The following is a 25,545-nucleotide window of genomic DNA, read 5'->3' on the forward strand; positions in this document are numbered from 1 at the left end:
CCCCTATTTTATTATCTGCTTAATAGCGGTTTGACATAATTGATTATCAAATATCAGACCTTATTGAATTAACGTAATATTAAACAATAACTTTGTCATTCTTTTATATTACATTATTTTCAGCTAATTGATTAACTTGTTGAATTGCAACCTATAGATTTGAGTGCTGAATAGCTTTTTTAAATATTTAGCAATAAGATTTATAGCAATCATCACATTACGCTATTATTGTATGTGGTGTTATTAACTCCTAGCCTTTTTACCTAAGTTTATGAACTTAACATTTAAATAGGGTATTAAGGCCGTGGCATTTATCAGCCGCCAGGGTGCAAGGTAGAAATGCCTGCATCTCCCGTATTTGTAAAGGCGTTATTATGACTCAACTTATTGATACTTTTGCCCGTAAATTCTACTACTTAAGACTATCCATAACGGATGTATGTAATTTTCGCTGCACATATTGTCTACCAAATGGATATAAATCGAATGGTGATTAAGCCTTTTTATCGTTGCAGGAAATTGCTTTTCTGACTAAAGCTTCCGCTGAGCTTGGTACCGAAAAAATTCGCTTAACAGGCGGCGAATAATCCACCATGCGCCGAGATTTTATTGACATTATTGCTACCATCAAACAAAACCATGCGATCAAGAAAATTGCCTTAACTACTAATCGTTATCGGCTGGCCAAAAATGTTAGCTAGTGGAAAAATGCCGGTTTAACGGACATTAATGTCCGTGTTGATAGTCTTGATCCGCGGCAGTTTTTAGCCATTACCGGGCAAGATAAATTTTTTTAAGTCATGGCCGGAATTGATGCTGCTTTAGAGGCAGGTTATGACAAAATAAAAGTCAATGTTGTGTTGATGAAAAACATCAATGACAGTAATTTAGCGAGTTTTATCAACTGGATCAAATTGCGGCCAATCCAACTACGATTTATTGAATTAATGGAAACCGGTGAGAGTGATAAAATATTTCGTCGTCACCATGTCTTAGGCGAAAAGATCCGTCGGCGCTTGTTAGAGCAAAATTGGCAGCAAGTACCACGCGGTCGTTCTGATGGACCAGCCCAGGTTTTTAAGCACCCTGATTATAGTGGTGAAATTGGTTTAATCATTCCTTATGAGCAGAATTTTTGTCAAAGTTGTAATCGCTTACGGGTCTCTTCTATCGGTCATCTTCGTCTCTGTCTGTTTGGCGAGCGCAGTATTATTTTACGTGATCTATTGGTTGATGCATCCCAATCTGAGGTATTAAAAGCATGTATTCAGGCAGAATTACAATTAAAACGTGCAAGCCATTTTCTTCATCAAGGAGATAGTAGTATTACGTCAAATCTTTCAATTATTGGGGGATAAATGCGATTTTTAGCGATCTTCAATGGTAGTCATCATAAATGTGATGTTTTTGCTACTGCGCGGATTGCTGGTATTCAGGTCGCCAAAAAAACGTGGGATCTGATCCCGCTTTGCCATCCGCTATTACTCAGTAAAATGGAAGTTTTACTGGAAGTACAAACAAGCAATAATCGCATTCGAATTGAATCATATTGTCGGCTATCCGGTAAAACTGGCGTTGAAATGGAAGCGTTGACCGCTGCATCAATTGCCGCATTAACCCATTTATGACATGTGTAAAGCGGTGCAGAAAGATATTGTGATTAGTGCGGTTAGATTATTGGAAAAAACGGGTGGTAAATCCGGTGATTTTAAGGTAACACCATGATCAAAATGCTTTTCTTTGCCCAAGTCCGTGAATTGTCAGGCACTGATAGGTTAGAGTTAGAAAATCGTTATTCTACCATAGAAGAATTACGGGATGCATTAAGCCAACGCGGTGAGCGCTGTGCATTAGCACTAGAACACAAAAAACTGCTTTTTGCGGTCAATCATACCTTTGTACAGTCAGATCATCCATTAACTGCCGGCGATGAAATCACATTTTTTCCACCGGTAACGGGAGGATAAATGACAGATACACGATTGCTTATTCAACAAGCGAATTTTAATGTTGGTGAACAATATGAATGGTTAGCACAATGTCATGATGGTGGTGCGGTGGTTACTTTCACCGGTAAGGTGCGTAATTACAACTTGGGTGATAGTAATTAACACACCCTTACCTTACTCTTGAACATTATCCAGTCATGACAGAGAAAGCGTTACAGGATATTGCCAATGAAGCGCGTGGTCGTTGGCAGTTGCAACGTATCTGTATTATTCATCGGATTGGTACTTTAAGCCAGGTGAGGAAATCGTGTTTGTGGGTGTTACTAGCGGTCATCTTAGTAGTGCTTTTTTAGCGGCAGAATTTATTATGGATTATATGAAAACAAAAGCGACATTTTAGAAAAAAGAGCATTTAGCGCAAGGGCACAGCAGTCGTTGGATTGAGGCCAGACAGAGTGATCAAGTCGCATTTCAGCGTTGGTAACACAATTTTTATTGAAATTTAGCTAAATAAAGTAAAAGTAATGTAAAACCTTCTCTTATTTGCGCATATCAAACCATGGTTTTAGCCAGAAATTATGATAGAATTAACTTAAATTTACTGAGTTATTTAGTTTACTAAGTAGCTTTATTTTTAACGTAAGTGATGAGGGTAATCATCATGGATCGATTTGAACATCAAATCGATTTGAACATCAAAATGATTCGATCGTCCAGCGCGCTGGTGCAAGTATACGGCTGGATGACGGTAGGTTTGTTATTAACTGCATTTGTTGCTTGGTATGCGATTAATAATAGTAATATCATTATGTATCTGGCGTCGCATAGTTGGGTATTGATAGGCCTCATTGTTGCTGAATTTGCATTAGTCATAGGATTATCATTTTTGTTGCCCAAATTGAGTGGCGCGCTGGCAACGGCCATGTTTATGCTCTACTCGGCGCTGACAGGCTTAACCATTTCTCTCGTATTAGTTGCCTACACTGGCGCTTCGGTTGCCAGCACCTTCTTTATCACTGCTGCTATGTTTGGGGCACTTAGTTTTTATGGTTATACAACCATAACGCAGCTTAAGTGGTATGGGTAGTTTCTTATTTATGGCACTAATCGGGCTAATTATTGCTTCATTGGTCAATATTTGGCTGTAAAGTTCTGGCTTAACGTTGGTTATCACCTACGCCGGTGTGTTAATTTTCGCATGTTTGACGGCTTATGATACATAGAAACTGAAAGACACGGGTAGCCAAATTGATAGCCGTGATCAAGAAGGTATACGTAAATACGCTATTCTTGGTGCATTGACACTCTATTTAGATTTTATTAACTTGTTCTTAATGATGTTACGTATTCTAGGCGATCGCCGTTAATTTAATCTGTTTGTTAAAAAAATCCCGCTTATAATGTTAGCGGGATTTTTTTATTTTACCATTTAGGCAATTTTTCGGCGAAATAACCAATAAGCCAGGCATGTGGGGTAAATAATGAAATAATCAGTAATGGCCACAAGTGGTTCTATAGTACGGCCAAATCGGCATTTTTAAAATAAATTTGTTTAGTAATATCAGTAAAATGCCGAATAGGATTGATCCAGGTGACATTTTGTAACCAAACCAGCATATTTTCTATAGGTGAAACGTAACCTGATAGCAATATTGACGGCATCATAAAGACAAACACACCAATAAACGCTTGTTGCTGAGTTGAGCATATAGCGGAAATCAATAAACCAAAACCCACTAATGACAAACCATAAATCGCCATCGTAGTATAAAAAATAAACAATGGACCAGAAAATGGAATTTTGTAACAGAAAATCCCGATAATCAGCACCAATGTTGCCTGAAAGGTGGCAATAAGTAATGCTCGCACTGCTTTAGCAGATAAAGATCTGCCAGGTTAGTCAGGGGTGAAACCAGTAGCTGATCCAGTGTGCCTTGTTCACGCTCACGGGCAATTGACAATGAAGTGACGACTAATACACCAATGGTAGTAATTAATGCTACCAGGGATGGAACAATAAACCATTTGTAATCAAGATTAGGGTTATACCAATGACGAATAATTAATTCGCTATTATTATGCGCTATCTGCTGGTTTGTTAATTGTTGTTGCTAATTTGGCTAACTGTGTTAGCGGCGATTTGAGCACTATTAGAATTTCTACCATCAAGTATTAGTTGAACCGGGGTCGATTTTCTTTGTGCCAGCTGAGCACTAAAATTTTGCGGAAAATGTACCCCTAAAAATGCTTTACGATTATTGATTGTTTCAACAACTTGTTGATTATTATTGAGTAGTAAGACGTTAGAGAAAGTCGTCGATTTTGCCAATCGTTGTGTTAATTCAATTGAATATTGGCCTTTATCCGCATTAAAGATAGCTATTGTAGTGTTAGTGACATCTAGAGTAGTGGCCAGTGGAAATAAGATCATTTGGAAAATAACAGGTAGGATTAATATTGCGCGGGTTTGAGGCTCTTGTAGTAGTGACTGTAATTCTTTGATAATCAGTGTATAGAGCCGATGTAGCATATTCTCTCCCTAATCAAGTCTGCGACGCGTTTTTAATGCAGTGAGCCCAATAAAGATGATGGCGCTGGTGGCTAATAAAAGAAAATTGGTCAACAGGACAACATAAATATCACCGGCCAGAAATAGAGTTTGTAAACTACTAACAAAGTAACGAGCCGGGATCAAATAGGTTACCCATTGAATAACTATCGGCATACTATCAATTTCAAAAATAAACCCTGACAACATTATGGCAGGTAAAAAAGCGGTATTTAATGCAACGATAGCGGCGTTAAATTGGTTACGGGTTAAGGTAGATATCAGTAATCCCATACCAAGGGCAGTAGCCAGATAGAGACTGGTAATAAGAAATAACAACCAGAGTGAACCGCGATAAGGAATATGCAGAATAAATACCGTGACTAACATGCAAAGTAGCATGACACAGGTGCCTAACAATTGATATGGTAATAGTTTGGAAAGCAGCAATTTTGTGCAGGTTATTTGGGGGGCAAGCAGGGCTTCCATTGTGCCTCGTTCCCACTCGCGGGAAACCACCAATGAAGTCAGAATGGCACCGACTACGGTAATAATGATACTTGATTGCACCTGGAATAATAAAATGTTGGTTAATGGCTGCCGGATTAAACCAGAAGCGTAATTCAGTAACAATTAATGGTTGAGTAGCATAACCGGCGTTTTCGCCTTGCTGCTGCCAGGTTTGCCAAATGCCTTTAGTATAAGCCTGTACAAAATAGGCGGTATTTGGCTCACTACCATCGGTAATAACCTGGATCGATGCATGTTCGGAGGGACGATTAAGCTGACTGGCAAAATCGATCGGGATCACTATCATACCGCGGATTTCGCCTGCCTGCATTTTATCTATTAGCAATTTTCGATTATCGCTAATTGCCCTATCAATAAAAGGGGAGCCGGTAAAGGCAGCGACAAATTCTCGCACTTGATTATTTTGTTGATTGACCAAAATGCCAAGCCGTAATTTACTTGAATCCAGATTGATGCCGTAGCCAAAAATAAGTAGCAGCATTAATGGAATAACGACGGCAATCAGCGCACTACTCGGGTTACGTAAAATCTGCTTACTTTCTTTAATACATAGGGCATGTAAATGACGCCAGGAAAACTGCGCTTCGTGGGCTGATTGTTTTTCTGTTTGGCTCATTGTTTCCCTGGGTCATAGTTAACTATCAAACTAATAAAAGCCTGTTCCATTGACGGATCCGGATTTTCTGCCGTGGCGATTTGGCTTTTTAATTCATCGGGTGTGCCGGGCAGCAATAATTGTACCGTGGTAAACCAAGCCAATTCGATCGCAATATTCCGCTTCGTCCATAAAGTGAGTGGTAACCATTACGGTAAGCCTTTATTTACCATGCCATTAATATGTAACCAAAATTCTCTTCGCGTCAGGGGATCCACACCTGAAGTGTGTTCATCCAAGAAAAGTATGTCCGGTTCATGCATCAACGAGCATGCTAAGGCTAGTCGCTGTTTGAAGCCTAATGGCAATTCATCGGTGGTTTGGTGCAGTATTGGATTTAAATTAAAGACATTGATCATGTTACTGATTTTTTGCTATTGCTGACTGCCACTAAGGCCATAATACCAGAGAAAATTTCAAGTTCTGAGCAACTGTTAAATTACCGTACAGTGAAAATTTTTGCGCCATATAGCCAAGATGTTGGCGAGCTTTATTCGAGCTTATTTTTAGATACATCCCCAAGACTAATCCCCTGCCTGCGCTTGGTACCATTAATCCGCACATCATTTTAAATGTTGTTGATTTGCCAGCGCCATTAGGACCTAGCAAGCCAAAAATTTCACCGCGTTTAACCGTAAAGTTAACATGATCCGTAGCGGCAAAGTCACCGAATAGTTTGCTAAGATTTTGTGCCTCAATGATGGTTTCAGTGGGAGCAGCTGGAATTTGCGGCATAATTTCTGCAAGCTCAGAACGTTGCGATGGGCTACCACCTAATAAATCAATAAAAGCATCTTCGAAGCGGGGTTTAGCGATAGTAAGTTTACTATCAGTTAAATTCAGACTGGCGAGGAAATCGGTTTGCTGGCTGTTTTATTTTAAGATCAGGCGAATACAGTGCCCTTGAATAACACAATCGGTAGTTTGTGGTAATAATAGTGCATATTGTAAGTATGCGCGGCGTTTTGATGTTGGAACTTGCAGTAAAAATGAGCGTCCAGCCATTTTATTAGTTAATGCCTGCGGTATCCCCCGATAAAGTAGCTGCCCTTGATTTAACAGTAAAATATCTCGGCATTGTTCAGCTTCATCTAGGTAGGATGTACTCCAAAGGATCAGCATACCATCGCTAGCCAGTTCATGAACCATTCGCCAAAGCTCTTGACGAGCAATAGGGTCGACACTCACCCCTGGTTCATCTAGCAACAGAATTTTTGGCCGACTGATTAATATACAGGCCAGGCCAAGCTTCTGTTTCATGCCACCGGACAGTTTACCTGCCAGTTGTTGGGTAAAACAGCTAAGGTCGGTAAAATCTAGCAACTGCTGATAGGTTTGTTGCCGACTTTCTCCTATCACGCCACATAAACTGGCATATAGATCCAGATTTTCTTGTACGGTGAGATCTTCATAAAGACTAAATTTTTGTGGCATGTAACCAAGATGGCGACGGACGTCAACACCTTGACTAATCGGATCTAAGCCCATAATAGTGATATTACCGCTATCGGGTTTTAATAAACCGGCCAGCATACGCATTAGGGTTGTTTTTCCTACACCATCACGTCCAACTAAGCCGGTCACTGAGCCTCCGGTGATCTCAGTGGTGAGTTTTGCCACCGCAGGTGAAGCTAAACCAAAAAAGCGTTTTTCGACCTCAGTCAATGTAATCTTATGAACAGTACTGATCATTCATTAAGCCTTAGTGTTTTTTTTTCTGCAAAATGAAGCGTCACCGGCATACCCTGGCGCAACATATCGTCAGCATCATTAACAATGACCCGAATACGATAGACTAAATCGGTACGTAAGTCGGTGGTTTGTACACTTTTAGGCGTAAACTCCGCGGTTGGTGAGACAAAACCGATAGTACCATGATAGGGTTGATCTGGACGACTGTAGGTATAAAGTAATATTTCTCGCCCAGGTATTGCTTCGCCGAGATGAGGTTCACTGACATAAGCTCTAACCCAGATAGGTCGGATCAACGAAACGCTAAAAACAGTGCTGCCGGCAGTAAGAATAGTACCTGGCGAGGGTGTGGTTAATATCGTATCTGCCAGATCCAGTTTTGCTTGCGCTAATGCAGCGACCGCCTGTTTCCATTCACCTCGCGCGGCGGCTATTTCTTCAGTACGATAGCCGGTCTGAAATTGATTTAATTTATCTTTTGCCGCATTTAGCGCTGCAAGCGCTTGGTTTCGATTATTTTTCGCATTTTCCAAGTCATTGTCGGAAATTACCCGTTGTGTCCAAAGCCCTTGTTGACGTTGGTAAAAACTATTAGCACACTTCCAGGCTGCTTGCCGTTGCGCCACTTCGGCTTCAACCTGAGCAATTTCTTGGCTACGATAACCACTTTCTAATATATCTAATTTAGCTTTTGCGCTAGCAAGAATACCTGTTGCGCGTTGCAGGCTATTTTATAGGGAGTATTATCCAGAGAAGCTAAGATCTGACCGGTGCTAATTTTATCCCCTTCATCGACATTCAGTGTCTGAATTTTACCGTTGACTCTGAAACTTAAGTTGACCGTTCTAATATCAACATTACCATACAGAATGAGCGTTTTATTCGGATAGGTTTGATAGTAGTAGTATCCGGCCACTATAATAGCGATAAGTAGGCAGATGATAGCAATAGATAATAATCGCAGATTTTTTTTCATAGCATCCTTAAAATAGTTCAATAATATGGAATAAAATAAGGTTATGTATAATTAATTTTATCGGGTTAATGGTTATTTGATGAATTTATGTTAATTATTTTATTTTGTTTTTATTAGTTGGTGATAACGGTTGCCAGTAATCAGTTATTTTACTGTCATTAACCGCCATTTTTAATAGCTTATAGTGATGGTTTTTATATTCAGTTGACTGAAATTAAGTCAATTGAAATTTGGAGTATTTTATATTTATGTGTTTTAACTCATTGGGTTTATCTGAAGAGATCTTATCGGCGATTAAAGCGGTCGGATACGAAAAGCCGACTTTAATTCAGCGGCAGGCAATCCCGGCCATATTAGCGGGAAAAAATATGTTAGCTAGTGCGCAAACAGGAACAGGTAAAACCGCCGGATTTGTTTTACCCATATTACAGTATCTTAGTCATACATACTTTGTTGTAAAAAGCAGAAAACCGGTCAGGGCGTTAATTTTGGCACCAACTCGTGAATTATAGCCGTTCAGGTTGGACAAAATGTGCGTGATTATAGCCAATTTTTGCGCTTAAAATCTCTGGTGGTTTTTGGTGGTGTTAGTATCAACCCATAAATGATGAAATTACGGGGAGGAGTTGACATTTTAGTGGCAACCCCAGGTCGTTTGCTTGATTTAGTGCAGCAAAATGCCGTTAGTTTGTCAAAGGTTGAGATTTTAGTATTAGATGAAGCCGATCGAATGTTAGATATGGGATTTATTCATGATATTCGACGGATATTAAATAAATTACCGTCAAAACGCCAAAACTTACTTTTTTCAGCCACTTTTTCTAACCAAATTAAACAGTTGACAAATAGTTTAATGCATAATCCGACCATATTGGCAGTGGTACCACGCAATTCCGCGTCACAGCAGGTCAAACAGCTTATTCATTTTGTTGATAAGCGACGTAAAGCTGAATTGCTTTCTTATCTGATTGGTAGTGAAAATTGGCAGCAGGTATTGGTTTTCACCCGCACTAAATTTGGCGCTAATCGGTTAACTGAACATCTGATTAAGGATGGGATTAAAGCGATGGCAATCCATGGTAATAAAAGCTAAGGCGGCGCGAACGCGGGCGCTGGTAGATTTTAAATCAGGCGCGATTAGAGTACTGGTAGCAACCGATATTGCTGCCAGGGGATTGGATATTGAACAGTTACCCTATGTGGTAAATTACGAATTGCCCAATGTGGCAGAGGATTATGTACATCGCATTGGGCGTACGGTAGCGACCGGTTTGGCAGTGTCGCTAGTTGCTATTGATGAGCAAAGTTTATTAACAGCGATTGAGCGATTGTTAAAATAGAGTATCCCGCGTATGGTACTCACAGGCTATGAACCTGATCCGACTATTAAGCCAGAACCAACACCAAAAAAGAGTTCAGCAAGCAAATAACGCAGACGTAAATCGGTAGTAAAAGCTTCTCATGCTAAGAGTAAACCACTAAAACAACCGACAACCAGCAACGTTAATACTAAAGCTTTAGCACCAAAAAAATCCAGGTAACAGATAAATGCGAATATTACTCGCCCCGATGGAAGGGGTTCTAGACTCTTTAGTGCGTGAGTTATTAATTGAAGTTAACGAATATGATCTTTGTATCACCGAATTTTTGCGGGTAGTCGATAGTTTATTACCAACCAAAACATTTTATCGAATATGCCCTGAATTATATCAAGCAAGTAAAACTGTATCAGGTACATTAGTACGTATTCAATTACTGGGTCAGCATCCACAATGGTTAGCTGAAAATGCGGCATGAGCAGTAGAGTTAGGCTCTTGGGGAGGGGGGTGGATTTCAATTGTGGCTGCCCGTCTCCCGACAGTTAATGGCCATGGCGGTGGGCTGACACTACTAAAGGATCCTGAGCGGATATATCAGGCTGCTAAGGCGATCCGGGCGGCAGTACCTACGAATTTACCTACTTCAGTAAAAATCAGGTTAGGTTGGGAGGATCGTTGTCTGGCATTTGAAATTGCCGATGCGGTGCAATAGGCTGGTACGACAGAAATTATCATTCATGGCCGAACTAAGGCAGAGGGGTATCGGGCATAAAAAATCGATTGGCTAACTATCGGCCGGATACACCCAAAATTAAACTATACCGGTTATCGCCAATGGCGAAATTTGGGATTGGCATAGTGCAAATGAGTGCAGGACGATAACCGGCTGTGACGCGCGTTGATGATTGGCCGAGGTGGATTACATGTTCCTAATCTGGCTCAGGTGATCAAATATCAAGCTGAACCGATGGCTTGGCCGCAGGTTATGCAAATTCTGTTTAAATATATTCAGCTGGAAAAACAAGGTGATAACGGTCAATATCACGCAGCACGTATTAAACAGTGGTTAGGTTATTTGTGTAAAAGTATGTTGAAGCGGCTGAGTTATTTAATCAGATTAGAGTAAAGAAAAAATCGGCCGCTATTGCTAATATAATTGAACGTCATACTTTTTGTTGACTTGTCACAACATACTTAAAAAACAGTATAAAATACAACATATTATAAGGCGCCTAATCGACTAATATAAAATGATTATCACAAATTTTTGATAAAAAATAGCTTATCTATTTGCATTTCTGGCGGTTAGGTTCTTTACTAAAAAGTGTTCATATATTTGAAATGTTAGCAAGTTAGTTTTTTAACTTATTTGATATGTTGGATATTTCGGAGGGTGTGTATGGGTATTTTGTCCTGGGTTATTTTTGGTTTAATCGCTGGTATTATTGCTAAGTGGGTCATGCCAGGTGCTTACAATATGGGGATTATCATGACCATTATCCTCGGTATTGTCGGCGCAGTTGTCGGCGGTTATATCAGTACCTTCTTTGGTAAAGGCAAAGTGGATGGCTTTAATTTAAGCAGTTTTATTGTTTCCGTAATTGGTGCTATCGTTGTCCTTTTTATCACCGGAATGCTCGCTCGCCCATAGCCCACTATCTAAAGATAATAAGCATTTCTCATATAAAAACATAACTGCCAGTTTAGCAGTTGTGTTTTTATCTTACTTCGTTTCAATTGGCAATCCATTATTTTGGCCCCATTCAGCCCATGAGCCATCATAAAGTTTGACATTCTTATTACCTAAAAGTATTAAAGCAAGTAATACTACAGCGGCAGTCATACCTGAACCACAGCTAATGACTGTGCGCTGCATAATGTCAACTTATTGTTTGGCAAAAATAGCTTTTAATTCTGCTGGTGATTTATAACAACCTTCATTGACTAACCAATCCCAAGGGACATTTTTACTGCCTGGCAGATGTCCCATCCTTAATCCTGGGCGCGGTTCCGGCTGTTGTGCGCTGAAACGGGCAGTAGGGCGTGCATCGATAAATTGGACATTAGGTTGCTGAAGAAGGGTAATAACTTGTTGTTGGGATAAAGCTTGATCAGTAATGCATTTAGCGGTAAAATACTGTCTTTCACATATCGCAGAGATAGACCGCTTTTTTCCATCCACATAGCGCACTGGCTAAAATTTTGACATTATTACAGCCTAATGTTTTAAAGGTCCACCAGGCGCGCGGTGCGGAAAAGAGTGCGCCTTGATCATAAATAACAACTTGATGATGATTGCTGATGCCTAATTGCTCACAAACGCTTGAGTAAAAGATATTTCATCAGGCAGCATATGGGGTAGATTCTTACTTTGGTCAGCAACAATATCCAAATTGAAAAATTACGCATTGGGAATATGTCCTTGATAATATCGTTGCTGATAATCAGTTGGATCGGTAGGTGGTGGCAGAGCAGAAGCATCAACTAAGACAATATTTTCATCCGTTCAATGCCGATGAAGCCATTGTGGGGTAACAAAAAATACTTCGTACATAATATCCTTCTATAATAAGCAATAATTTAACTTGGGGTTGAATATTAACTAAAACTAGTATATCGATTTTTTGTGAGAAATTAAATGCGGATTAAATTTTTATCTTATTGATAATAACATTATGATAAATTTAATATTTTTATCGTTTTATACTCAACAAAATGGTTGATATTTTTATATAAGATTTCTATGGCGCTATCTAACGCAATTAAAAATCAGATAAGCCTTTGGTATAAGTCGCTATCGACTTATATTGACGGCTTTATTCCACGTATTGCCCAACGGCAAATGATCTCTGAAGTAGCTAAGACATTATCAGGTGAACAAGGCTGTCATCTGGTTATTGAAGCACCAACCGGAGTAGGGAAAATCCTATCTTATCTAATTGCGGGTATTGCTATTAGTCGGGCAAATAGCAAGCACTTAGTCATTAGTACGGCCAATATTGCTTTGCAAGATCAAATTTTACATAAAGATCTCCCTTTGTTGGCTAAAATTATTCCTGATCTACGATTTATTGCTATTTTTGGCCGCAGGCGTTATTTGTGCCCACACAATTTGACTGCTATTTGTGCGGCAGATCAGCCGCAAATTGACTTGATGTTCTTATTGCAGCAGGAGATAGCGGTAACCAGTCAACAAGAGCGCACTGTTTGTCAGCAGCTACATGCTGATTTTATCGCCGGTCATTGGGACGGGGTAGAGATCATTATAAAACAGCGTTAGATGATAGTTTATGGCAAAAAATCAGTACCGATAAAGTCGGATGTTTAGCCAGAAATTGTCAGTTTTATCATTGCTGTCCATTTTTTTTTGGCCAGATGGAAAATTGAGCAAGTTGATGTCATAGTTACTAATCATGCGTTAGTGATGGCAGCAATGGAAAGTGGCTCAGTTTTACCTGACTAAAAAGATGTTATTAGTCCTTGATGAAGCGCATCATATCGCAGATGTGGCCCGAGATAGCTTAGAAGTTGAAGCGAATATTACTTTACCTCATCTAACCGCGCAGTTAGATAATTTTGTCCGTCATATAGGGCACTATTTGAGCCAATACTGCCCAGTTAAACCACCAAAACTCGCCAAAGCTAATCATTTAATCCGGCATAGATAAAAATTAATTGATTGCTTTAGTCAGGTTATCGCTATTACTCAGTATTTATTACCTGACAATAGTCAGGATCCGATTTATCTGTTTAAATTAGGTCAATTACCAGCGGAATTAGATGTTTGTTGCCAACAACTTTTACATAACTTAGCCATGATTTCGTTGTGCTTACTGAAAAAATAGTCGAGCACTTGTCTGAACAAACTGGCAAACATGATGCCGCTACTTTGCATCGTAGCCTTGTTAATCAGGAGTAAGATGCTCAGTTATTGGCAAAATATGGTTAAACTTTGGCGTTTAGCTGGCTGTGAAACGTTATCAAATACGCCAGTATCTAAATGGTTGAGCCGTCATTATGACAAAAATCAGTTACATTACTATTTTCATTGTGCAGGTATACGGGTCAATGAACAATTAAATCAGCTGTTATGGCAAAATATTCCGCACATCATAGTGACTTCAGCTACCTTACGTTCATTAGATAGTTATGTCCGTTTCACGGAGTTAACCGGGTTAAATGAGCGTGAAGATGATCGCTTTGTTAGTTTAGAAGCTTATTTTGATCATGTAAAACAGGGGCAATTAGTGATCCCTAAAATGTCAATCGAACCGACTTGGTAAAATGAAATATTACATTTAGCGGAAATGGCTGATTATTTTAAACAACAACTCCAGTCTGGAAAACATCGGGGTATCCTATTTTTGTTTAGTAGTCAACGAGCAATGGAAGGTTTTTTGAATCAGGTTAAGGAGTTACGCGAGTAATTGTTGGTTCAGGGTGATAAACCGCGTTATCGGTTGGTAGAGACTCATTGTCAACGTATTGATCAAGGGCTTATTAGCGTTTTAGTTGGATTACAATCCTTTGCTGAAGGTTTGGATCTAAAAGGCGATTATTTGTCGCAGGCACATATTCAAAAAATTTCTTGTCCACCGATCACAAACCCTATTATTATTACAGAAAATGAATGGTTAAAAACGTTAAATCTTTATCCATTTGAAGTACAAAGTTTGCCAACTGCTTCGTTCACGTTAATTCAGCAAGTTGGTCGCTTAATCCGTAGCCATGATTGTTATGGTGAGATTATTATCTATGATAAACGACTAAGAACCAAGCAGTATGGTGCTCGTTTATTAGCTTTATTACCGGTGTTTCCGATTGTTGAACCGGAAATATCCTCGATATTTCCTAAAAAAACGGAGTAATAAGCCTTTTTATCTGCTACTTATTACTCCTTATTGAAATTAGCTGATTTTTTTGCAGAAAGCAGGTTTTTAGCACTAAACCTTTAATTCCTTCTGCATTACACTCAATTTCATCTTTATTTTGCGTTAGGTGAATGTTTTTTATTGCCGTACCTCGTTTTAGGGTTTTTGATGTTTCTTTAACTTTCAGATCTTTTATAACTTGCATACTATCTCCATCGCTTAAGTGTGCGCCATTAGCATCTTTAACGACAATATCCATGAAAATCCTTATTAATTGCTAACAATGCTAACAATGCTAACAATGCTAACAATGCTAACAATGCTAACAATGCTAACAATGCTAACAATGCTAACAATTATAGTAAAAAAATGATTGATATTAAGTGGATAAATAAACATAAAAAAGCCACACTCCTGTGTGGCTAAATGACGACATTTTGTTTTTATATAGTTATCGAGAGATACAACGGTTATTTTTCAATAAGCGCCGGTGAGAATATCTTCTGCATCCACTTCACCAATTTCATCAATTGCTTTACGCACATTATTGGCAACCACCGCAGCCCGATCGGCCAAAGCTTTCAAATGATCTTGTACATCGTGAATATTGGTTGGGTATGCTTTTAATGGTGTATGGCCATGAACGCTTTCTAGTGTGCCCATAGCTGTACCACCTATTTGTACTACGAGTTCCGCTAATTCATCTTGATGTTCTAAAATAGAGGAATTAAATTCATCTAATAATTCATGAACAGCAATGAAGTTTCTACCGCGCAGATTCCAATGTGCTTGTTTTATCATCAATGATAGATTAATAAGTTGTGCAACTAGCGGATTTAAAACAGAAATAGCGTGTTTTTTAGTACTATCACTAATATCATTACGGGTATAAAGTAAATCAATTTTCGGTACTTTAACTAATTTAGCTGTGCTCATTATTACGCTCCCATTATATCAAATAATGTATTAATACTTTATCTAAACAATAACTTATTATTAATCAATAGTCTTATCATTTGATCCTATTAAATTGATAGGTAATATTGATGTAAGCGTTATTTTATTACTTACAATTATAAATATGGTGATAAAAAATAGGAATGCAAGGGAAATTAGCAACAAGTTACAGTGTGAATTTAGGCTTGAATTCACACTGTTTGAGCATGAAAACGACTTAATTGATTTCAACCGTTTCGTTTTTTTTTCATGGTAGACGTTGAACCAATTGATGCGCCAATGATACAAAATAGCGCGAACCACTGGGTTAATGTTAAGTGTTCATTAAGAAATATCATGCCCATCAAGGCTCCCATTGCTGGTTCCAAACTCATTAAGGTACCAAATGTTTTTGCCGGCATACGTGTTAGAGCAAACATTTCAAGCGTGTAAGGGAAGGCCGTTGACAAAATACCCACCGCAAGGGCAATTGGTAGAATTGACAGATCAAATAGGGGTTCAATGCCAACGGTAAGAAGGCCGACCGGGAAAAAAATCAATGTCGAGATAAACGAACCTAAAGCCACTGTTGCTGTACCATAACCCGCCCCAGCCCGCTGACCAAAGATGATATACGTTCCCCAGCAAATACTGGCAGCTAAAGCATAAGTAATACCAACTGGATCTAAACTATTAATATTGTTTCCAAAAGGTAGTAGAAAGGCTAATCCAATAATAATCATTAATATCCAAACAAAGTCAATCGCGCGGTCAGATGAGAACATTGCTAAGGCTAAAGGGCCAGTGAACTCTAATGCAACAGAGATCCCTAATGGGATTCTTTCTAGCGATAGATAAAACAGCGAATTCATTGAGCCTAAGGAAATACCATAAATAACTAAATGTTTTAATGAATGGCCGCGTAATTTTTTTCGCCAAGGCTTAAAAATTATAAAAAGAATAATTGTTGCCAAAAATAGTCTTAAAGCTGTTACGCCAAGTGCACCGATAGTTGGAAATAGACTTTTTGCTAATGAAGCTCCACTTTGTATTGATATCATTGCGCATAGCAACAACAATACGGGCAACAGCGTTTTACGCTTTTGATTTAAGACAAATGACATCTGGAGGTAACCCCTCAAAAATAGAGAATAAAATAAATGTTAGGAAACTAAATAATAACTCAGTAACAGCAAGATTTGGTTAATGATATTGTGTAATTATTACATAAAAAATAAGTAAACAGATATTCTTTTCAATGCCGATTGTAAATAGGATATTCACTATAATAATTGTTAATTTTAAAAAAGAAATGACATAAAAAATATTTATGTGTTTGTTAGATTTGATTAATGTCTGCTAGGGCTGACATTAGTAAATTTAAGTTAAGGAGGATAATGTGGATAAGATAAATAGTGTAACAGTTTATTGCTGATCTAGTGTAGGAGCCAGTGATATTTATCAACAGCAGGCAATTGCATTGGCATCGGAACTAGTTAACAGAAAAATAACGCTGGTTTATGGCGGTGGCAGCGTCGGTATTATGGGTGTTTTAGCTAATTCGGTATTGGAGCAAGGTGGTTGAGTGGTTGGTGTAATGCCTAGTAATGCCTAATTTATTAGTTGAACGTGAGATTTCTCATACAGGTTTGAGTGAAATCCATATTATCGATACTATGCATCAAGGTAAGCAAAAAATGATTGATTTGGCTGATGGATTTATTGCTCTACCAGGGGGATTTGGTACCCTGGAAGAATTTAGTGAAGTTTTTACTTGGGGTCAAATTGGCTTACATACAAAACCATGTGGGTTATTAAATGTTAATAATTATTGGGCGCCGTTAGTTACTATGATAGAAAAAATGGCTGATGAAAAGTTTTTACAAGAAAAATATCGACGTATGGCGATTGTTGAAGATAAGGCGGCCAATTTACTTGATCGTTTTTTACACTATACGGCGCCTTCAGTAAAAACTTATGATGATCTATAGCTGTGTTGAGTTTCCATCACTTGGTTAGCACTAATAAAATAAATAATTAAAAAGTGATATATTGGTTTCACAGCTATAAAAGTTAGCTCTATATGGTGGTTGCCTAACAGACTTCACAATTAGGATCAGGCATTAAATTAATCGTTCGAAATTCTGTTGACATAGCATCATAAAATAGCACTTTTCCGCTGATAACTTTACCAAAGTTAGTGAATAATTTTAGTGTTTCCATCGCTTGCAAGCTACCCATAATACCAACCAGTGGAGACATAACGCCGGTTTCGATACAAGAGAGATTATTTTCACCAAATAAACGACTTAAACAGTGATAGCAGGGGGGTATTATCTTGATAAGTTAATACCACCAGTTGTCCTTCCATGCAAATAGCTGCACCTGATACTAATGGGCGTTTTAGCGTTAAACATAGGCGATTAAGCTGTTCGCGAATAGTCACATTATCGGTACAATCAACGATTACATTTTGTTGTTTAATTAAAGTATTCAGTTCATATTCTGCCAGTTTTCTATTAACCGTAGAAATTTCTATATGTGGATTAATGTTATGTAATCCGGTTTTGGCCGAGTCAACTTTTGCGTTACCGATAGATTGGTCGTTGTATAGGATTTGCCGTTGCAAATTTGATAGAGAGACGGTATCAAAATCCAATAGTGTTAGCTGTCCGATGCCAGCAGCGGCTAAACATTGAACGGCGGCACAACCTAAACCACCCATTCCGACAATTAATACTTTTGCTGCTTTTAATTTTTCTTGTCCGTCAAAATCGAAGTTTTGTACAATAATTTGGCGATTATAACGGAGTATCTCTTGGTCAGATAATTCAATAGCCATACTTATTCACTTATTAATAAATGATTAAAATACTCAATAATCAACTAATTCACCTGCGTTAACCGCGCCACGATTTTGCTCTAAAACGATAAAACAATTACTTTGGTTAAAGGAACTCAAAATGTGTGAACCTTGCTGTGCATGGGGTTACCTCTAACTCGGCTTGAGAATTTACCCGGGCAACCCCTCGTTGGAACTCAAGGCGTCCTGGTGATGTTTTTATCAGGTTGGTGGTGCGTGCTTTTAAATAGGGTGTACTTTGCCATTGGCTAAAAGCGGAAAGGTGATTGATAATGGGTTGTACCAGTTGATAAAAGGTGACTATAGCGGATACGGCATTACCCGGTAAACTACAAAACCAGGCAGATTCTAGTTTACCAAAGGCAAATGGTTTACCAGGTTTGATTGCTAGGTGCCAAAAATTAATGCTGCCTATTTCATTAAGGATCTGCTTAGTACAATAAGCTTCCCCCACCGATACACTACCGCTGCTAATAACCAGATCGGCTTGTTGATCTGCTTGTTCAAACGCTTGATAGAGTTTGTCAGGATCATCGGCAATAATTGCTAAATCAATCACTTGGAAGTTCATTTTTTCTAATATCAAGCGTATTGCCAGCCGATTGGTATCATAGATTTGACCAGCAGCCAGTGGCTGGCCAATAGTTTGTAGTTCATCACCAGTAGAGAAAATAGCCACTTTCAACTGGCGAAAAACTTCAATCTCACTGACTCCCAATGATGCAATAAGAGATATCTGAGTGGCGGAAAGTTTGTTGCCTATTGTCAAGACCGTATCACCCTGTCAAATATCTTCGCCGGCAAAACGAATATTACTAGCTGGTTTTATTGGCTGAGTGAAACTAATGGTATTATCAACTAATTGGGTGTTTTCTTGCATGATGATCATATCAACACCAGAGGGGATCGGCGCTCCTGTCATAATGCGAATACAAGACTTGACTGGTAGCGGATCGCGAAAAGGAGAACCAGCTAGCGTTGTACCCGCAACAACCAATGGGGCGACGTCTTGCCAATCATTAAAGCGTATTACATAACCATCCATAGCTGAATTATCGAATGGAGGGACATTAATTGGCTATATAATTTCTCGGGCGGTAATACGATTAATCGATTCTGTTAGTTGGATAATTTCTTTTTTTTTTGCAATTGGGGTATTAAGGTAAATATATTATTTAATGCTTCCTGCAGCGATAATAATTCTTTGGTATGATAATGCTCCATATCTGGCTCCAAATAATACTACCATTTTGACTGATATTGGCATAATTTTGCCAAATATTTTCAGTGCATTATGATAACAATCTCACTTATTAACAAAGAAGTTATCTACTTTATTGCCTCTTTATGGATTAATTTAATTTAGTATTCAAGACTGAAAACATAATTATGCAGGTTTACATCGTGCCGGTTTGTACAAATTGTTGCTAGTGCCAGAATAAACATTCGTTTTTATTGAGATTAGCATGGGAAAATGCAGCAGATGGCAAAATGGTTTCTGCTCTGTCATACCTGCTACTTAATGGAAAATTAGTGTGGGCGCCCGCCAATTTTTATCATTATTTATCAAAAAAAGTGATTAGTACATACTAGCTTTAGCAATTTAATTGGTTTGAAATTTCGTCCTTTATTATATAAATATATGAATTAATTAAATTTTATTTATTATAACAACCTATTTCATCTAGTCAATTATTGCCCAAATAACAGTTGACTAATCGACTGTTATTTGGTTAACGTATTACATACGTTAATAGTAATAAATAAAATAAATTGAGGTGTAGCTAGATGAAAATATTAATTATTGGCGGAACTGGTTATATTGACTCAGCTATCGTTGAGAAATTGAAAACCCGACCTGTTGAGCTTTATGGGTTAGCGAGATCAACCTCCGCTGCGGAAAAGATAAAAAAATGGCTATAACGCTAGTATGTGGTGATATTTTGAAGCTTGATAGCTTAAAACCTATGGTGAAAAAAGTTGATGCGGTTATCTATAGCGCGATGCCAGGTGTATTTGGTAATGAAACATCGGTGTTTGAACATGATTATTTAGCTGTTGAAACCATTATTGCCCCTATGAGAGGGACAAATAAAACTTTTATTTACTCCAGTGGTGCGATGGTAGTGGCTGATTTACAGACTATCGGTGGCGAAGGCACTGCATTGGCCGAAGATTATGTTGCTAAGGTTCCTCCGGCATTTATAGCTAAAAGAGTACAAACTAAGAATTTAGTTTTAAATGAGGCTAAAAATGGAATAAGAACCATCGTGATTAGGAACCATCATCCATATGGCAAAGGTGGCAACTTTATTTTACCTTTCTTAATTGCTGAGGCATTACAACATAATAAGCTATTTTATATTAATAATGGTGACAATATGCTGTTGTTTGTGCATGTGCAGGATTTAGCGGAACTCTATTGGTTAGCATTAGAAAAATCAGCGGCTGGCGAATTATATCATCCCTCTAGCTTTGAGATGAAAGTTAAAGATCTTGTTATGATGATTAATAAAAAAATGACAAGAAAGCGAACCGTTGCCAGCATAAATTTTGCACAAGCTAAACAGCTATGGGGAGAAATTGTATCGCTCGTCATTGGAGTGAATAGCAATTTAAATAGTGCTAAAGCAAGAGAGTTATTAGGATGGATACCTAGTCATCATTCAATTGAAAAAGAAATTGTTACGATTATGAGTAGGTCTTAAGGAGATAAATCTGTAGCTGTCGCATTAATTAATGCGACATTGAATGGTCAGGTTAGCTTACAATTATAATTTAAGTTAACAAGGATATTGCGTTAAAAATAACAAAATATTAGGTAAAAAATAAAGTCGACTGAAATTGCACTCTTGATGTTAAAATTTGCCGCTGACTTCTCTTTAAGCCAGGATTTTGTTAAACTGATCATAAAGAAATTTTGCCTTAGTAAATTATTCATATATTAGGAGTGCATTAAGCGAAATTTTTTTATAAATTTATTCATCAAACCGATCTGTTACTGACATGTAAAATAAAAGAGATACTGAATCCGTTTAATTTATCACCAGAACAGTTATTGATTATGAAATGTTTATAGGAAGAGGATGGAATAAATCAAACCATTATTTCTGATAAGTTAATTAAAGATAAGACCGGTATTACTCGTATGCTAATGCACCTGGGTGGGGGGGAAGGTTTTATATAAAAAGTAGTACCTGAAAACAACCGCCAGATTTCTAATGCTTTTTTAACAGAAAAAGGGAAACAATTAGAGCAGCAGTTAATAAAAACTTCCCTTTCAATATGTGAAAGGGTTAGCTATGGATTAACTGAAAAAGAAATTAATAATTTGATAGAAATACTGACAAAAATACAAAATAATAACGATCTTTTTTAAATAATTATTCAATTTTGACTATCCTTTGCGTTCTTATTGATTTAGCGCTCTGTCACGCACAATGAATAACAATATAAGTATACAAAAACGACAGCCACTATTTATTGTGTTGTGATATTACAGCAATCAATTTTGCTAGCTAACATGCTCATTTTTTTGATAAAATATTTAGTCGAAATTCGATTGGTTTAAAATGAGGGTATAGTCAGTAAATTGATTATTTATAGTAATATAAATTGATGTTTTGATATAAATGAACAGAAAAAAAGAATAAATAATGACTCTGATATGAAAATTAGCGCGATATAAAAAATATTTTGTTATGATAGGCTATTGTAATCGGATAATGGTATCCATTTATTGAATGTTTAGTTAAATTTTATTGTTGGAGAAATGCATGTCATCGCTCAGTCAAGAAGCGCATCTTGTTCGTAAAGCACTAGAAGTACGGGGTCTTGAAACCCCTCTTTGCGGTCAATCTCTTTCTTCCTCAAATGAGCGTAAACAACAGATTGAAGGACACATGATTGAAATTATGCGTTTACTTAATCTCGATCTTAAAGATGATAGCTTAGCGGAAACACCTAAGCGCGTTGCTAAAATGTATGTTGACGAAATTTTCTCAGGCCTCGATTATAATAATTTCCCTAAAATTACTTTGATCGAAAATAAAATGGATTTCGACGAAATGGTAACGGTTCGCGATATTACGTTAACTAGTGTCTGTGAGCATCATTTTGTCACTATCGATGGTAAGGCGACTGTGGCCTATATTCCAAAGGATAAAGTGATTGGTTTATCTAAAATTAATCGTATTGTTCAATTTTTTTCTCAACGGCCACAAGTTCAGGAGCGTTTGACCCAGCAGATTTTAATTGCGCTACAAATTTTATTAGGTACAAGTAATGTCGCGGTTTCAATTGATGCTGTTCATTATTGTGTGAAAGCCAGAGGCGTTCGTGATGTAAGCAGTAGTACCATGACAACCTCGCTAGGAGGTTTATTTAAATCTAGTCAAAATACTCGTCAGGAGTTTTTACGCAATATTTCTCGCTGAATTACCGCTAATTAATGTTTGTTATTAAAGCCAGGCGGCAGCGGATTGAACAAATTGATCTGCTGCGTGCAAGCGCTATTTTTGCAATTTTACTGGTTAATATTTTTGCTTTTGCGCTACCTGAATTAGCTTATGTGAATCCAGTTTATATTGCTAGTAAAACAGCCGGGGATATTTGGTGCTAGGTATTTTTGAATATCTTTTTGCAGGGAAAATTTCTGGCAATTTTTAGTTTGTTATTTGGTGCAAGCTTTGAATTTTTGTCTAAGCAGGGTTTATATTGGAATAAAATTCGTCTGTTTGTGTTGGCTATTATTATTGGTCTGCTGCATGGCATTGGGTTATGGGATGGGGATATTCTATTGCCTTATGCTTTGACGGGGCTATTGGTAATAAAATTTATTTATCTTAATAACACTAGATAGCTATATTATCAATCTATTGTTATTTATTTATCCGGCTTAATTATTTTTTGCAGTTTTAGTTATTTTACTGATGCTTCGTTATTTTGGTATCCAGCAGAAAATGATTTTACTAATGAGATCAACATTAAAATAGCGGGCTGAATCGGTAGCACAAAGATTAATTATTTTAGTGATCCATTATGGTTGGCAGTTATTGGCATTAGTGAGAATTGGCTGGTTAACGTGAAATTTTTCTTTGTTTCATTATCGCTATGTTGCTTATTGGACAATCCCACTAACTATTTTTATTCAACTTTTTTCTATCGCTATCCAGTATTACTATGATTGGAGTCATATTGTAACTGGGTTATTAGGTTTTATTATTAATTAGATTATTATTCCTGTTCAAATTATTGGCTATATTGCTATTATTTATGGTTTTTGGCCACAAATAAAAAATATCTTCATTATTAAATGGCTGCAATCAGTTGGCCGTAGTATGGCTTTAAATAGCTACTTATTACAGACGCTGATCTGTACCACTATTTTTTATCGGTTTGGTTTTTTTGTTCAATTTGGCCGTTTAGCATTACTTAGTTTTGTGCCGCTGATTTGGTTTATTAATATTATATTTGCTATGTTGGTTGAAATATTTTACGCAAGGGCCGATAGAGTTGTTATGGCGTTATTTAACCAATAAATTCGCTACTTGCTAGCTGAAATTATTTCAGCTCTTCAGGTAAAACGGCAGGATATCCTTTGATGCCATCAGGCATTTTTATCGGTGCGGGAATAGATTCCTGTTGTCCCAAAAAACGGGGTTCACTTTTTAATATATAGAGATCAATTAGGGCATTAATACGGGCAAAAAAACCTCGCGTAAACAAACTTTAATGATTTTTTTTGGTGAGGAAACTGCATAGCACTGAGCATCTATCCCTTTTTTCATAGCGATAAATAATATTCTTTCACAATGGAAACGTTGGGTAATAATAGTAAAGTTGTTAGTGGCAAACACTTGATGAGTCAAGTATTTTATTTTACCGCTATTATAAGCATTAATGGCGCCCTGAATTCGATATTTATAGTACTCATTAGGTAAACCGGCAGAATAATATTTTGACTCGCCTAAAATCATACCAACGCCGCGAGGTGGTAATTTTTTTACATCATCATAGATATAGTCACCAGTTTTCCAACTAATCCAATGATCGAATGCCAGAGTAGCAACGGTTGCAGTTACTATAATGGTAAGTAATAAGCTATAAATAAGGAATTTCCTCATCATTTATGCCTATAGATTACAGGATAGAGAAAGTCAGCTTAATAAGGGCTATTTTACTTATTATCATGCGCGGCCGCTGATTAATTCAACAGCTTATTGCTAGATAAGACTTATAATAGCCAGAAGGCAGCAAGTTTGTAAATACGATATTCAGACTAGCTGAAATTACCTCGAATTAGTTACTTTAACACATTGTTCAAGACAACTGTGGCAACTGGCTAGATTTGATTTAAATTTATTCAGCTAAAATAGCCTAAAAATTAAAGTTATCGCCCGCCAGTAAGATTAACTTTTCTACATAAAATAGACAGAAAGTGATTACCATGTTATTGATTCATTTTTTATAGCTAATCACTTTAATATAATAAATCGATTATTAAAGGAAAAATGAAAGGGGCAATTAATGAGGTGATTATGCCACATGTCATTAATGCGAGAGAACTATAGGCACCTTCAATGTAGTTTATCTCGGCGCTACGCGCAGTACCTACTGCATGTGAGGCTGCTCCCATCGCTAATCCTCGAGCAATAGGGGTTTTTATACGCAAAAAATTAAACAGTACATGCCCAAACATAGCACCAAAAATGCCAACTAAAATCACACAAGCTGCACTAATGGCTGGTATGCCGCCAATCCCTTGTGAAACAGCATCGCAATCGGTGTTGTAACAGATTTTGGCAATATTGAAGCAGCCATTTCGACACTCGCGCCTGCCCATAACGCAATAGCGGTTCCTGTTACCATAGCAATCAGACTTGCGATAAAACAAACACTAATAATGGATTTCCATTGGGCACGAATTTGATGTAATTGCTCGTATAATGGCAAAGCCAAGGCAATAACTGCCGGCTGTAACAAATCATTGAGAATACGGCTACCAGAGAAATAATGGCTATATGAAGTATGTGTTATTAGTAAAGTATCAATAATGATACTGATTGAAATTAACAGCGGATTTAAAATAGTTAATCGATATTTTTGGGATAATTTTCTCGCTAATAAGAAAACGATAATGAAAGGTAGTGACCACCAGATATGATTTAACATTGTTGTTATTCGTTATTTGGCCTATTTTTTTG

The 25,545-nt window shown here is 37.5% G+C and carries 13 protein-coding genes, 17 pseudogenes and 1 riboswitch; of the genes and pseudogenes, 18 read left to right on the forward strand and 12 right to left on the reverse strand.

Going from position 1 to position 25,545, the window contains the following annotated elements; genetic code table 11:
* Positions 1–235 precede the first annotated feature (235 nt).
* A riboswitch (molybdenum cofactor riboswitch) is annotated at positions 236–385 on the forward strand.
* The 5 genes and pseudogenes from moaA to ARADI_RS01840 all read left to right on the forward strand — a co-directional run bounded on the left by moaA (position 375) and on the right by ARADI_RS01840 (position 3,316).
* Positions 375–1,358 (forward strand): annotated as a pseudogene (gene moaA, locus ARADI_RS01820) (GTP 3',8-cyclase MoaA). (Overlaps the previous riboswitch by 11 nt.)
* Before the next feature lie 15 nt (positions 1,359–1,373).
* Positions 1,374–1,725 (forward strand): annotated as a pseudogene (moaC, locus tag ARADI_RS01825) (cyclic pyranopterin monophosphate synthase MoaC); the annotation flags it as partial.
* Positions 1,722–1,967 carry a molybdopterin synthase sulfur carrier subunit gene (gene moaD, locus ARADI_RS01830; protein ID WP_119710948.1) on the forward strand — a complete coding sequence of 82 codons (246 nt, stop codon included), beginning with the start codon at positions 1,722–1,724 and terminating at the stop codon, positions 1,965–1,967. The pseudogene moaC and the gene moaD, both read left to right, overlap by 4 nt.
* A pseudogene (gene moaE, locus ARADI_RS01835) lies at positions 1,968–2,433 on the forward strand (molybdopterin synthase catalytic subunit MoaE).
* Positions 2,434–2,610: 177 nt separating this feature from the next.
* Positions 2,611–3,316: pseudogene (locus tag ARADI_RS01840) on the forward strand (Bax inhibitor-1/YccA family protein).
* Positions 3,317–3,378: 62 nt separating this feature from the next.
* Here ARADI_RS01840 and ARADI_RS01845 read toward each other — a convergent pair.
* From ARADI_RS01845 to hlyD, 4 pseudogenes are all read right to left on the reverse strand, one after another.
* Positions 3,379–4,479 (reverse strand): annotated as a pseudogene (locus ARADI_RS01845) (ABC transporter permease).
* A 9-nt stretch (positions 4,480–4,488) separates the two neighbouring features.
* Positions 4,489–5,644 (reverse strand): annotated as a pseudogene (locus ARADI_RS01850) (ABC transporter permease).
* Positions 5,641–7,375, reverse strand: a pseudogene (locus tag ARADI_RS01855) (ATP-binding cassette domain-containing protein). Before ARADI_RS01855 ends, ARADI_RS01850 begins: the two co-directional pseudogenes overlap by 4 nt.
* Positions 7,372–8,351 (reverse strand): annotated as a pseudogene (hlyD, locus tag ARADI_RS01860) (secretion protein HlyD). Before hlyD ends, ARADI_RS01855 begins: the two co-directional pseudogenes overlap by 4 nt.
* A gap of 248 nt (positions 8,352–8,599) precedes the next feature.
* Here hlyD and ARADI_RS01865 point away from each other — a divergent pair.
* From ARADI_RS01865 to ARADI_RS01875, 5 genes and pseudogenes are all read left to right on the forward strand, one after another.
* Positions 8,600–9,751 (forward strand): annotated as a pseudogene (locus ARADI_RS01865) (DEAD/DEAH box helicase); the annotation flags it as partial.
* 169 nt (positions 9,752–9,920) lie between these two features.
* A pseudogene (locus ARADI_RS01870) lies at positions 9,921–10,382 on the forward strand (tRNA-dihydrouridine synthase).
* Positions 10,383–10,512: 130 nt separating this feature from the next.
* Positions 10,513–10,572, forward strand: coding sequence for a hypothetical protein (locus ARADI_RS19375; RefSeq protein ID WP_255420637.1), 60 nt, complete (start codon positions 10,513–10,515; stop codon positions 10,570–10,572).
* A complete protein-coding gene (locus ARADI_RS17095) occupies positions 10,569–10,796 on the forward strand; it encodes a hypothetical protein (protein ID WP_238149075.1) in 228 nt (75 codons plus the stop codon). Before ARADI_RS19375 ends, ARADI_RS17095 begins: the two co-directional genes overlap by 4 nt.
* Positions 10,797–11,069: 273 nt before the next feature.
* Positions 11,070–11,321: a GlsB/YeaQ/YmgE family stress response membrane protein gene (locus ARADI_RS01875; RefSeq protein ID WP_119710949.1), complete on the forward strand. Its 252-nt coding sequence runs from the start codon at positions 11,070–11,072 to the stop codon at positions 11,319–11,321.
* A 72-nt stretch (positions 11,322–11,393) separates the two neighbouring features.
* On the opposite strand, the pseudogene sseA reads toward ARADI_RS01875, so the two are convergent.
* A pseudogene (gene sseA / locus ARADI_RS01880) lies at positions 11,394–12,164 on the reverse strand (3-mercaptopyruvate sulfurtransferase).
* 249 nt (positions 12,165–12,413) lie between these two features.
* On the opposite strand from sseA, the pseudogene dinG reads away from it, so the two are divergent.
* Positions 12,414–14,538 (forward strand): annotated as a pseudogene (dinG, locus tag ARADI_RS01885) (ATP-dependent DNA helicase DinG).
* Positions 14,539–14,554: 16 nt separating this feature from the next.
* Here dinG and ARADI_RS01890 read toward each other — a convergent pair.
* The 3 genes from ARADI_RS01890 to rhtA form a co-directional block, all read right to left on the reverse strand.
* On the reverse strand, positions 14,555–14,800 hold the full coding sequence (locus tag ARADI_RS01890) for an alkylphosphonate utilization protein (RefSeq protein ID WP_119710950.1): 246 nt from the start codon (positions 14,798–14,800) through the stop codon (positions 14,555–14,557).
* A gap of 218 nt (positions 14,801–15,018) precedes the next feature.
* Positions 15,019–15,477, reverse strand: coding sequence for a DNA starvation/stationary phase protection protein Dps (gene dps, locus ARADI_RS01895; RefSeq protein WP_119710951.1), 459 nt, complete (start codon positions 15,475–15,477; stop codon positions 15,019–15,021).
* 248 nt (positions 15,478–15,725) lie between these two features.
* Positions 15,726–16,601: a threonine/homoserine exporter RhtA gene (rhtA, locus tag ARADI_RS01900; RefSeq protein ID WP_119710952.1), complete on the reverse strand. Its 876-nt coding sequence runs from the start codon at positions 16,599–16,601 to the stop codon at positions 15,726–15,728.
* 332 nt (positions 16,602–16,933) lie between these two features.
* Between rhtA and ARADI_RS01905 the strand changes: the two are divergent.
* Positions 16,934–17,468 (forward strand): annotated as a pseudogene (locus ARADI_RS01905) (LOG family protein).
* 103 nt (positions 17,469–17,571) lie between these two features.
* Here ARADI_RS01905 and moeB read toward each other — a convergent pair.
* Positions 17,572–18,319: pseudogene (gene moeB, locus ARADI_RS01910) on the reverse strand (molybdopterin-synthase adenylyltransferase MoeB).
* Between the two features lie 2 nt (positions 18,320–18,321).
* Positions 18,322–19,564: pseudogene (moeA, locus tag ARADI_RS01915) on the reverse strand (molybdopterin molybdotransferase MoeA).
* A gap of 564 nt (positions 19,565–20,128) precedes the next feature.
* Between moeA and ARADI_RS19380 the strand changes: the two are divergent.
* From ARADI_RS19380 to ARADI_RS01945, 6 genes are all read left to right on the forward strand, one after another.
* A complete protein-coding gene (locus ARADI_RS19380; protein WP_119710953.1) occupies positions 20,129–20,263 on the forward strand; it encodes an NAD-dependent epimerase/dehydratase family protein in 135 nt (44 codons plus the stop codon).
* Positions 20,254–21,048 carry an NAD-dependent epimerase/dehydratase family protein gene (locus ARADI_RS01925; RefSeq protein ID WP_119710954.1) on the forward strand — a complete coding sequence of 265 codons (795 nt, stop codon included), beginning with the start codon at positions 20,254–20,256 and terminating at the stop codon, positions 21,046–21,048. Before ARADI_RS19380 ends, ARADI_RS01925 begins: the two co-directional genes overlap by 10 nt.
* A gap of 1,068 nt (positions 21,049–22,116) precedes the next feature.
* Positions 22,117–22,776 carry a GTP cyclohydrolase I FolE gene (gene folE / locus ARADI_RS01930; protein ID WP_119710955.1) on the forward strand — a complete coding sequence of 220 codons (660 nt, stop codon included), beginning with the start codon at positions 22,117–22,119 and terminating at the stop codon, positions 22,774–22,776.
* Between the two features lie 14 nt (positions 22,777–22,790).
* Positions 22,791–22,961 (forward strand): hypothetical protein, encoded by a 171-nt coding sequence (locus tag ARADI_RS01935; RefSeq protein ID WP_182853028.1) that lies wholly within the window; start codon positions 22,791–22,793, stop codon positions 22,959–22,961.
* A 6-nt stretch (positions 22,962–22,967) separates the two neighbouring features.
* A complete protein-coding gene (locus tag ARADI_RS01940) occupies positions 22,968–23,201 on the forward strand; it encodes a hypothetical protein (RefSeq protein ID WP_119710956.1) in 234 nt (77 codons plus the stop codon).
* Between the two features lie 439 nt (positions 23,202–23,640).
* Positions 23,641–23,880 (forward strand): DUF418 domain-containing protein, encoded by a 240-nt coding sequence (locus ARADI_RS01945; protein ID WP_238149226.1) that lies wholly within the window; start codon positions 23,641–23,643, stop codon positions 23,878–23,880.
* A 22-nt stretch (positions 23,881–23,902) separates the two neighbouring features.
* On the opposite strand, the pseudogene ARADI_RS01950 reads toward ARADI_RS01945, so the two are convergent.
* Both ARADI_RS01950 and ARADI_RS01955 read right to left on the reverse strand, forming a co-directional pair.
* Positions 23,903–24,465 (reverse strand): annotated as a pseudogene (locus ARADI_RS01950) (YdcF family protein).
* 356 nt (positions 24,466–24,821) lie between these two features.
* Positions 24,822–25,513, reverse strand: a pseudogene (locus tag ARADI_RS01955) (CidB/LrgB family autolysis modulator).
* Between the last annotated feature and the right edge of the window lie 32 nt (positions 25,514–25,545).

Origin of the sequence: Arsenophonus endosymbiont of Aleurodicus floccissimus (assembly GCF_900343025.1) — a bacterium.
GTDB lineage: Bacteria > Pseudomonadota > Gammaproteobacteria > Enterobacterales > Enterobacteriaceae > Arsenophonus.